Consider the following 11,270-nt stretch of genomic DNA (forward strand, 5'->3'; position numbering starts at 1 on the left):
CGTTTGAATCTTCACGAAACCCTTGCAAATCAACGATTTGCGAATCTGCCCGGGTTTTCCCGATGTAGTCAAACTACACAACCGGTCGGAGCTGCCCGATACTTCGCCCAGCGCTGCCGCTCGGGTAGCATTCTTGCCCTCGTCGCTGGGGGCCGGCACTGATGAACACCCCAACCCGCCTCAGCTCCGCGCTGACCGTTCAACGCAAGCCCAAGGCCAAGGCCACCACCGCGATGAAGCCGTCCGCCTCCCCCGCCGTCTCCGCTGAAACCCAGGCTCTGCGCGCTGCGTTCGAGACTGCCTACGAGCGCGAGCTGTCCCAGTCCAGCCACGGCCCCACGCCGCAAGCCGCGCTGCATGCTGCAGCCATCGCCTGCCGCGAGACGCTGGCCCGCCGCTGGGCCACCACGCAAGCCGCCGACGCACAGCGTGGCGACAAGGCGCCCGTGCGCCGCGTGCACTATCTGTCGATGGAATTCCTGATGGGCCGCGCGCTGTCCAACGCGCTCGCGGCCCTGAAGCTGACCGATCCGCTGGAGGCCAAGCTGGCCGAGCAAGGCCTGGCGCTGGGCGACGTGCTGGAGCGCGAGCCCGACGCGGCCCTCGGCAACGGCGGCCTCGGCCGCCTGGCCGCCTGCTTCCTGGACTCGTTCGCCGAGCTGGAACTGCCGTCCTTCGGCTACGGCCTGCGCTACCGCTACGGCACCTTCGCGCAGATCATCAGCCAGGGCCGCCAGCTGGAGCAGCCCGACGACTGGACGCGCGACTCGCCCGCCTGGGAGCTGCCGCGCCAGGACCTGCGCTACCAGGTCGGCTTTGGTGGCCGCATCGAGGTCGATGCCTCCGGCGTGCGCCGCTGGCAGCCGGCCGACAGCATCGAGGCCCAGGCCTTCGACTTCATCGTGCCCGCCCACCACAGCGAGCGCGTCTCCACGCTGCGCCAGTGGCAGGCCACGGCCGCGCCCATCGCCTTCAAGCCTTTCTGCGAGGGCGACTACGCCCGCGCCGCCCGCCACCAGGTGCTGGCCGACGCGCTGAACTGGGTGCTCTACCCGGACGACTCCACTGAAGCCGGCCGCGAGCTGCGCCTGAAGCAAGAGGCCTTCCTCGTCAGCGCCTCGCTGCAGGACCTGATCGCCCGCCATCTGCGCGAGTTCGGTTCGCTGCACAACCTTGGCAAGACCAACGCCATCCACCTCAACGACACCCACCCGGCGCTGGCCCCGGCCGAGCTGATGCGCCTGCTGCTGGACGAGCATGGCCTGGGCTGGGACGAGGCCTGGAAGATCACCCGCCAGGCCGTGGCCTACACCAACCACACGCTGATGCCCGAGGCGCTGGAAACCTGGCCGGTGCGCATGTTCGAGAACCTGCTGCCGCGTCATCTCGAGATCATTTACGAGATCAACCACCGCTTCCTGGAAGAGCTGCAGGCGCGCTTCCCTGGCGACCACGCGTTCGCGTCGCGCGTGTCCCTCATCGATGAAGGCAGCCACGGCGGCGAGCGCCGCGTGCGCATGGCGGCCCTCGCGCTGGTGGCGTCGCACCGCGTCAACGGCGTGGCTGCGCTGCACTCGGAGCTGATGGTGCAGACCATCTTTGCCGACTACGCCCGCATCTGGCCGGATCGCTTCCACAACGTCACCAACGGCGTCACGCCGCGCCGCTGGCTGGAGCAGGCCAACCCGCTGCTGTCCACGTTGCTGGATGGCCGCATCGGTGAGGGCTGGCGCAAGGACCTGGCCGAGCTGGCTGAGCTGAAGGCCCTGGCTGGCGACCGCGAGCTTGGCGAGGAATTCCTCGTCGTGAAGCGCGCGAACAAGGAGCGCCTGGCAGCCGTCATTCGCCGGGAGCTGGGCATCGCGGTCAACGTGGACAGCCTGTTCGACATCCAGATCAAGCGCATCCACGAATACAAGCGCCAGCTGCTGAACCTGCTGCACGTCATCAGCCGCTACCAGGCGATCCGCGACAACCCCAATGCAGATTGGGTGCCCCGCACGGTGGTCATCGCCGGCAAGGCCGCCTCGGCCTACCAGACGGCCAAGAGCATCGTGCGCCTGGCGCATGACGTGGCCCGCGTCATCAACAGCGACCCGCGCGTGGGCGACAAGCTCAAGCTCGTCTTCCTGCCTAACTACAGCGTCACGCTGGCCGAAAGCATCATCCCGGCGGCCGATCTGTCCGAGCAGATCTCGACGGCCGGCACCGAGGCCTCGGGCACCGGCAACATGAAGTTCGGCATGAACGGCGCGGTCACCATCGGCACCTGGGACGGCGCCAACATCGAGATGGCCGAGGCCATGGGCGTGGAGTACATGTTCGTGTTCGGCCTGCGCGCCGACGCGGTCGCCAAGATCAAGCAACTGGGCTACGACCCGCGCCTGTATGTCGAAGAGAATCGCCAGCTCAAGCGCGTCATCGACGCCATCTCGGCCGGCGTCTTCAGCAATGGTGACACCGAGCGCTATCGCCCCCTGGTCGACAGCCTTTTGCACCGCGACGTCTACCTGCTGATGGCCGATTTCGCCGATTACGTTGCGACGCAAGCCAAGGTCGACGCGCTGTTTGCCGACCGCGCCGCCTGGGCGGAACGCGCCTTGCGAAACATTGCCGGCATGGGCCCGTTCTCGTCCGATCGCACGATCGCCGAGTACGTGGACCGGGTCTGGTCCGTGAAGAGTCTGAATAGTTGAACTGATGCTGAACGACGCCGACGTTGACTCCCTGCTGGCGGGCCGCCACGCCGATCCCTTCGGCCGGCTTGGCCTGCACGCGGATGACAACGGTCGGCTCTGGGTGCGCGTGCTGCTGCCCGGCGCGGCCGAGGTCACGCTGCTGGACGCCGGCAGCAAGAAGCGCATCGTCGAGCTGGAGCAGCGCCGCCCCGGCTTCTTCGAGGCGCAGGTGCCGCGCCGCAAGCATCGCTTCGACTACCGCCTGGCCGTTCGCTGGGTGGGCGGCGCCGAGAGTGCCGAGAGTGCCGAGGGCGTGTATGCCGACCCCTACAGCTTCTACCCGCAGCTCGGTGACGAGGAGCTGAAGGCGCTGAGCGAGGGCAGCAACATGCGCCCCTACCTGAGCCTGGGCGCGCACCTGGTGCAGTACGGCGACGTCAGCGGCGTGCGCTTCGCCGTCTGGGCGCCCAACGCCAGGCGCGTCAGCGTCGTCGGCAACTTCAACAACTGGGACGGGCGCCGCCACCCCATGCGCCTGCGGCACACCGCCGGCGTGTGGGAGATCTTCGTGCCGCATGCGGGCGAGGGCGACCTGTACAAGTTCGAGATCGTCTCCGGCGGCGGCACGCTGCTGCCGCTGAAGGCCGACCCGTACGCCCGCCGAGCTCAACTGCGGCCCGACACGGCCAGCATCGTGGCGGCGCTGCCCGCGCCGACAGCCCTGCCGCGCCAGCGCGAGCGCGCCAACCGGCGCGAGTCGGCGATCAGCGTCTACGAGGTGCATGCCGCGTCCTGGCGTCGCGGTGCCGGTGAGTTCCCGACCTGGGACGATCTGGCCGAGCACCTGCCTGCTTACGCGGCCGACATGGGCTTCACGCATCTGCAGCTGATGCCCATCACCGAGTACCCGTTCGACGGCTCCTGGGGCTATCAGACCTTGGGCATGTACGCGCCCAGCGCGCGCTTCGGGCCACCCGAAAGCTTTGGCCGCTTCGTCAAGGCCTGCCACGACCAGGGCCTCGGCCTGCTGCTGGACTGGGTGCCGGCCCATTTCCCGACCGACCCGCACGGGCTGGCCGAGTTCGACGGCACGCGGCTGTATGAGTACGCCGACCCCAAGGAAGGCTTCCACCGCGACTGGAACACGCTGATCTACAACTTCGGTCGCACCGAGGTGCGCCAGTTCCTGATCGGCAGCGCGCTGTACTGGATCGAGCGCTGGGGCGTGGACGGCCTGCGCGTGGACGCCGTGGCCAGCATGCTCTACCGCGACTACTCACGCCCGGCGGGCGAGTGGCTGCCGAACATCCGCGGCGGCCGCGAGAACCTCGAAGCCATCTCGCTGCTGCGCGAGATGAACGAGCATGTCGGCGAGGTTGAAGGCGCCATCAGCGTGGCCGAGGAAAGCACCAGCTTCCCCGGCGTCTCAGCACCCACCTACGCGGGCGGCCTGGGCTTTCACTACAAGTGGAACATGGGCTGGATGAACGACACCTTGCGCTACATGGCCGAGGACCCGATCAACCGCCGCTGGCATCACGACAAGATGACCTTCGGCCTGATCTACGCGTTCAGCGAGAACTTCATGCTGCCCATCTCGCATGACGAGGTCGTGCACGGCAAGGGCTCCATGCTCAGCAAGATGCCGGGCGACGACTGGCAGAAGTTCGCCAACCTGCGCGCCTACTACGGCTTCATGTGGGGCCACCCGGGCAAGAAGCTGCTGTTCATGGGGCAGGAGTTCGCCCAGCGCAACGAATGGACGCACGCCGAGCCGCTGCCCTGGGCGCTGCTGGAAGACGACCGCCATGCCGGCGTGCAGCGCCTGGTGCGCGACCTGAACAAGCTCTACCGCGACCACACGGCCCTGCACCGCCTGGACTGCGAGGCCGGCGGCTTCGAGTGGATCAGCGCGCACGACGCCGAGCACTCCATCTACGCCTGGGTGCGCCGCGACGGCACGGGCCGCATGGTCATCGTGGTCTGCAACATGACACCAGTGCCGCGCGAGGGCTACTCGCTGGGCGTGCCTGACGGCGTGACCGCCTGGCGCGAGGCGCTGAACACCGACTCGGCCTACTACGGCGGCAGCAACATGGGCAATGGCGTTGCCGCGGCCGGACTGCCGGTGCAGGCCCAGCCGGCACATGGCAAGCGCCTGTCCATCACGATCAATCTGCCGCCGCTGGCCACGCTGTTCTTCGTTCCTATCTGATCTGCCATGTTCCCCGGGCATCGCACTTGCTAGTCCGTCTCTGATGGCCCACCTACCTGATCTCCAACCCGGCTGGCACGAGCCGCTGGGTTCCCTTGCCCGCGACGGCGGTGTGAACTTCGCCGTCATGAGCGAGAACGCGACGCGAATCGAGCTCTGCGTCTTCGACGGCGAAGGCCAGCGCGAGCTGCGTCGCTACACGCTGGACGGCCCGCATGACGGTGTCTTCCACGGCTTCCTGCCCGGCGTCGGCCCTGGCCTCGTCTACGGCCTGCGCGCCCACGGCCCCTACGCGCCCGAGCTGGGCCACCGTTTCAACCCGCACAAGCTGCTGCTGGACCCGCATGCCCGCGAGATCGTCGGCCACTTCGGCTGGCGCGCCGAGCACCATGGCTACGAGCTGGGCCACCCGGACGGCCCGCGCTCGCTGGATGTGCGCGACAACGCGACGCAGGCGCTGAAGGCCCGCGTGGCCCCGCCGCCGGTTGCTCACGTGCGCGCCCACCACCCGCGCCGCGCGCCGGCCGACGTCGTGCTGTACGAAGTGCACGTCAAGGGCTTCTCCAAGCTGCTGCCCGGCGTGCCCGAGGCCTTGCGCGGCACCTATGCCGGGCTGGCCCACCCAGCGGCTGTCGCCCACTTCAAGCGCCTGGGCGTGACGACGCTGTCGCTGCTGCCGGTGCAGTACTGCATCGACGAACCCCACCTCGCCGAGCGCGGCCTGCACAACTACTGGGGCTACAACACGCTGGGCTTCTTCTGCCCCGACCCGCGCTGGGCCAACGTGGCTCACCGGCAGGACCCGACGGCCGTGACGGCCGAGTTCCGCCAGATGGTCGACGCGCTGCACGCGGCTGGCCTGGAGGTCGTGCTGGACGTCGTCTACAACCACACGCCCGAGGGCAACGAGTTCGGGCCCACGCTGTCTTTCCGCGGCCTGGACAACAAGACCTGGTACCGGCTTTCAGCCGACGACAAGAGCCGCAACGAAAACCTGACCGGCTGTGGCAACACCGTCAACTGCGCCCACCCGCGCGTGACGCAGTTCGTGCTGGATTCGCTGCGCTACTGGGTGGGCGAGATGGGCGTCGACGGCTTCCGCTTCGATCTGGCCCCCGTGCTGGGCCGCACCAACCACGGCTATGACGCCAACGCCGCCTTCTTCACCGCGCTGCGCCAAGACCCGGTGCTGGCCGGCGTGCACCTCATCGCCGAGCCCTGGGACGCGGCCTACGACGGCTACCAGGTCGGGCGCTTCCCCGGCCGTTTCCTGGAGTGGAACGACAAGTTCCGCGACGCGGTGCGGGGCTACTGGTTGAAGGCGGGGCAGGGCGTTGGCCGCGGCGAGTTCGCGCGGCGCTTCATGGCGTCCAGCGACGTCTTCCACCACGGCCAGCGCTTGCCGACCGCGTCGGTCAACTTCGTCGCGGTTCACGACGGCTTCACGCTGGCCGACCTGACGAGCTACAGCACCAAGCACAACCAGGCCAACGGTGAAGAAAACCGCGACGGCCGCGACGGCGAGCTGTGCGCCAGCTTCGGCGCCGAGGGGCCGACGACGGACTCCGACATCAACGCCACCCGCGAGCGCGTGCGCCGCGCGCTGCTGGCAACAACCCTGCTGGCCCAGGGCACGCCGATGCTCTGCGGCGGTGACGAGATTGCCAACAGCCAGGGCGGCAACAACAACGCCTACTGCCAGGACAACGCCACGACCTGGCTGAACTGGGAGCAGGCCGATGGCCGCATGACCGAGTTGGTCGCCGAACTGCTGGCCCTGCGCGCCGCCGAGCCGCTGCTGCGCCACCCGCGCTGGTTTGCCAGCGGCCCAGGCGAAGCCAGCATCGCCTGGTACGCCCCCAGCGGCCACGAGATGAGCCCGCACGACTGGCACGACGCCGGCCAGCGGGCCTTCGGCGCCCAGCTGCGCGCGGCCGGTGCGAGCGCGCCGCGGCTGATGATCGTCTTCAACCCCGACCCGGCGCCGCTGCCCTTCCTGCTGTGCAACGGCCCCTGGCAGCTCCTGCTCGACAGCAGCGGCGAGTCCGCTGCTCCCCTCATCCCAGCCGGCGCACCACTGAATGTGCCGGCCCGTTCCCTCATCGTTCTGCGCCACGTATGAACCTGAATCAACGCTCCTCCGGTGTGCTGCTGCACATCACCTCGCTGCCCGGCCCGCACGGCATGGGCGACTTCGGCCCCGACGCCTACCGCTTCGTCGACTGGCTGGAGTCCGCCGGTCAGTCCGTCTGGCAGCTGCTGCCCACCACGCCCATCGGCCCCGGCGACAGCCCCTACCAGGGGGTGTCGGCCTTTGCCGGCAGCCAGTGGATGGTGGCGCTGGAACCGCTGGTGGCCAAAGGCTGGCTGGCCAAGCCGGCAGTGCCGGCCTTCAGCGGCGAACTGATCAACTACGGGTCGGTCACGCCCTGGCGCGAGCAGCAGCTGCGCGCGGCCGCCAAGGGCTTCTTCGCCAACGCGGCGGATGCCGACCGCATCGCTTTCGCCAAGTGGTGCCTGGAGGCGCAGAGCTGGCTGGACGACTACGTCCTCTTCATGGCCATCCGTTCGCCGCTGAACGGCCAGCCCTGGTGGGAATGGAGCGAAGGCCTGAAGAAGCGCGAGCCCGCGGCCCTGGCCGAAGCGCGCAAGAGCTACGCCGACGAGATCGCCTTCTGGCAGTTCGTGCAGTGGCAGTTCGACGTGCAGATCGGTGCGCTCAAGAGCTATGCCAACGAGCGTGGCGTGCACATCATGGGCGACCTGCCCATCTTCGTCGCGCATGACAGCGCCGACTGCTGGTCGCGCCCCGACCTCTACTACCTCGACGACGACTTCCAGACCACCGTCGTGGCCGGCGTGCCGCCCGATGACCTGGGGCCGCTGGGCCAGCGCTGGGGCAACCCGCTGTACCGCTGGGACAAGATGGCCGACGAGGACTACGCCTGGTGGACGGCCCGCATCCAGCGTGCGCTGACCCAGGCCGACGTGTTCCGCATCGACCACTTCCGCGGCTTCGCCGGCTACTACGAGATCCCGGCGAGCAGCCCCGACGCCAAGCAGGGCCAATGGCTGACCGGCCCCGGCATGGCGCTGTTCGACGCCATCAAGAAGGCGCTGGGCCCGCTGCCCATCGTGGCCGAAGACCTGGGCTTCATCACCGACGACGTGCACGCCCTGCGCGACGGCTGCGGCTTCCCCGGCATGAAGATCCTGCAGTTCGCCTTCGGTGCCGAGGGCGACCACGAGTTCCTGCCGCACATGTGGCCCACCACCTCGGTGGCCTACACCGGCACGCATGACAACGACACCGTGCGCGGCTGGTGGGATCAGGCCAAGCCCCGCGAGCGCGCCTTCGCTGGCTCCTATCTCGCCTGCGGTGAGCACGACATTCACTGGGCCATGATCCGCGCCTGCGCCAACTCGGTGGCCAACATGGCCGTCTACCCGCTGCAGGACGTGCTGGGCCTGGGCAGCGCCCACCGCATGAACGTGCCCGGCGTGCTGGGCGGCAACTGGGGCTGGCGCTTCCACTGGGGCATGCTGGGCAGCGAGCCCTCGCGCGTGCTCGGGTTGATCACCGCGGCTGCCGGTCGCGGGCCTTTCGAGTTGTTGAAGCTGCCGGCCTGACGCTCGCCACCTTGCAACGGCCGGTTCCCCCACGAATCAGGGGGTGCTTTCGCCCCCCTAACACCGCTGTTTTGGCCGAACCGGCTGCCCTTCACAAAGCTGTCTTCGATAGCATTGCCGGGTTTTCACGGGGCATTCGCCTCGGTCGTATTGAGGGAAGTCCAATCATGCAAATCAAGACCATCGCCGCCGCAGCAGCCCTGCTTGTTTCGGGCCTGGCGAGTGCCACCACGACGTTCAACGCCGGTGCCTTTTCGGTCATCTATGACGAAACCACCCCCGGCTTCGGCTGGATCACCAGCTGGTTTTCCGGTCCCGGCGGTGCGACTGGCTTCGAATGGTCGGTCGACCCGTCGGTGAACGTCACCAGCGTGGGCGGCGCAGCCGTTTCGGCCACCTTCGCCATTCCCGACTTCACGATCTGGGTGAACCCGGGCTACTCGCTGAGCGGCGCGCTCACGTCCAGCCTGGGCAACATCGTCTACTTCCAGAGCGGTGCCGGCGCGACGACGTCGATCACGGCGGCTGGCAATATGTCGATTGATGGCGGCCCGGTCGTTGTGCTGCCCGCTGGTGCCCTGACGCAGACCCCGAGTTCGCCGTCCCTCGGCTTTTTCTCGGGCTCCACCACCGTCCCGCTCGGTGGTTTCAACAGTTTTGCGGTGACCGGCGCTTCGATCACGCTGAATGCTGCGGGTGGCAGCTTTGCCGCCATCGGCGCCCAGACGCAGAACAAGCTGAAGTTCGAATTCACGGCCAATGCCGTGCCCGAGCCCGAGACCTATGCCTTGCTGCTTGCCGGCCTGGGCATCGTCGGCCTGGTTGCCCGCCGCCGCCAGTCGCGCTGATCGGCACTAGCCGTTTGTACGCAAAAGGCCCCGCGAGGGGCCTTTTTCATGGGCGGGAGATTTCAAGAATCAGCGGGCTGCGCGCCGCAACGGTGAGCGTTGCGCCCAGCTTGAACTCCTGCCCGCTCAGCACGTCGCGGGCACGGTCGCCGGTGGCCAGGCGCTCGCTGAAGCGCGCCAGCGCCAGCTCAACCGGCTTGGCGTTCTTGTTCATGACGACCATGACGGTGCGCCCCGCGTCGTAGCGGAAGAAGACATAGCAGCCTTCCAGCGGTGCGTACTGCATCAGTGCACCGTCGTGAACGACGGTGGCGCCCTTGCGCCAGGTGAAGAGGCGGCGCACCCAGTCCTGCATGTCACGCTGCTCGGCGCTCAGGCCGGCGCCCGTGAAGGCATTGACCGTGTCGCCCGCCCAGCCGCCTGGCATGTCGGCGCGCACCAGCCCGTCGTCGCGTTCGACGGGGCTCTGCATCAGCAACTCGCTGCCGTAGAAGAGTTGGGGGATGCGCCGCGTCGTCGCCAGGTAGGCCAGGGCAACCTTGGTCAGGCCCGCGTCGCGCTTGAGCACGGAGTACAGCCTTGGCGTGTCGTGGTTGCCGTCGAAGAGAACGAGGTTGGCCGGGTCGGGGTAGACGAAGTCGTGGGCCAGGCCCTCGTAGAGCTTGGTCAGGCCGGTATGGGGGCCGTCGTCCTCGGTCAGCGCGGCGAGCAGGTTGGTTTGCAGCGGGAAGTCCATCAGGCTGGGTGCGTAGGACACGTAGCCGTCGTGGTTCTTCTTGCCGCGCTGCCAGTAGGCGACGACGGCCGGATGCGGGCTCCATTCCTCGCCAACGATGTTCAGGCGCGGGTACTCCTGCATGACGCGGGCCGACCAGCGCGAAAGGAACTCGCGGTCGGAGTAGGAGTAGGTGTCGGTGCGCAGGCCCGAGAGGCTATAGCTCTCGACCCACCACAGCGTCATCTGCGTCAGATAGGTGGCCAGCTCGGGCCGACGTTGGTTCAGGTCGGGCATGCCGGGCACGAACCAGCCGTCGGTGAAGCGCTTGCGGTCGCTCGGCGAGGCGTAGGGGTCTTGCAGCGTCATGCGCGCGTGATGCGTCTCCGTGTACTGCGGCCAGGCGTTGACCCAGTCCGGTGCGGGCAGGTCGGCCATCCACCAGTGGCCGCCGCCGATGTGGTTGAGCACGACGTCCTGGATGATGCCGACGCCCTTGGCGCGCGCTTCGGCCGCCAAGGCGCGGAAGTCGTCGTTCGTACCGAAGCGCGGATCGATCTTGTAGAAGTCCGTCGCCGCGTAGCCGTGATAGCTGTACTTGGCGCTGTTGTTCTCCACCAGCGGCGTCGGCCAGACCTGCGTGAACCCGAGGCCCGCGATGTAGCCGAGGTGCTGGCGCATGCCGGCCAGGTCGCCACCGTGGCGGCCGCCGGGCTCGGCGCGATGGACGCCTTCCTTCATGCCGCCCTGCGCGCCGCTGCCGCCCTTGGCGAAGCGGTCAGGCACCACGAGGTAGATCGCGTCCTTGGGGCCGAAGCCCTGGCGCTCGGCCGAGCCGGGTGCGCGGGCGAGCAGCGGATAGCGCAGCGTGCGACCGGCCACCGTCAGCACCAGCTCTCCGGGTTGGGTGCCGGGCGCGATGTCGAGGTCGACGAACAGGTAGTTGGGGCTGGTCGCACGGTGGCTGGCTTTCAGCGTCACGCCGGGGTGGGGCGCGAGCGTGGGCGTCGCGTCGGCAATGCCGGTGCCGTGCAGCATCAGCTGCAGGGAGGTGTCGCGCATGCCGACCCACCAGTTGGGCGGTTCGACGCGATGGGAAGGCTCGGCGGCCAGCGTGGGCAGACTCATCAGCAGGGCAGTAGCTAGGGTGATCAGGACTTTCATGCGGCGCCTCCTTGGCGGCA

The 11,270-nt window shown here is 68.3% G+C and carries 6 protein-coding genes; 5 read left to right on the forward strand and 1 reads right to left on the reverse strand.

From position 1 onward, the window contains the following. Positions 1 to 161: 161 nt before the first annotated feature. The 5 genes from AC07V5_RS24290 to AC07V5_RS24310 all read left to right on the forward strand — a co-directional run bounded on the left by AC07V5_RS24290 (position 162) and on the right by AC07V5_RS24310 (position 9,371). Complete coding sequence (locus AC07V5_RS24290; protein WP_495118298.1) at positions 162 to 2,696, forward strand: glycogen/starch/alpha-glucan phosphorylase; 2,535 nt, start codon at positions 162 to 164, stop codon at positions 2,694 to 2,696. 4 nt (positions 2,697 to 2,700) lie between these two features. Then, positions 2,701 to 4,893 carry a 1,4-alpha-glucan branching protein GlgB gene (gene glgB / locus AC07V5_RS24295; RefSeq protein ID WP_495118299.1) on the forward strand — a complete coding sequence of 731 codons (2,193 nt, stop codon included), beginning with the start codon at positions 2,701 to 2,703 and terminating at the stop codon, positions 4,891 to 4,893. Positions 4,894 to 4,936: 43 nt separating this feature from the next. After that, positions 4,937 to 7,015 carry a glycogen debranching protein GlgX gene (gene glgX, locus AC07V5_RS24300; RefSeq protein ID WP_495118300.1) on the forward strand — a complete coding sequence of 693 codons (2,079 nt, stop codon included), beginning with the start codon at positions 4,937 to 4,939 and terminating at the stop codon, positions 7,013 to 7,015. Further along, positions 7,012 to 8,523 (forward strand): 4-alpha-glucanotransferase, encoded by a 1,512-nt coding sequence (malQ, locus tag AC07V5_RS24305; RefSeq protein WP_495118301.1) that lies wholly within the window; start codon positions 7,012 to 7,014, stop codon positions 8,521 to 8,523. The genes glgX and malQ overlap by 4 nt, the downstream gene beginning before the upstream one ends. A 167-nt stretch (positions 8,524 to 8,690) precedes the next feature. After that, the gene (locus AC07V5_RS24310) at positions 8,691 to 9,371 is read left to right on the forward strand and encodes a PEP-CTERM sorting domain-containing protein (protein WP_495118302.1); all 681 of its coding nucleotides are present in this window, start codon (positions 8,691 to 8,693) and stop codon (positions 9,369 to 9,371) included. A gap of 46 nt (positions 9,372 to 9,417) precedes the next feature. On the opposite strand, the gene AC07V5_RS24315 is transcribed toward AC07V5_RS24310, so the two are convergent. Then, on the reverse strand, positions 9,418 to 11,250 hold the full coding sequence (locus AC07V5_RS24315) for a glycoside hydrolase family 13 protein (RefSeq protein ID WP_495118303.1): 1,833 nt from the start codon (positions 11,248 to 11,250) through the stop codon (positions 9,418 to 9,420). Positions 11,251 to 11,270: the final 20 nt, after the last annotated feature.

It is taken from the genome of Roseateles sp. GW821-FHT02E12 (genome assembly GCF_059421665.1).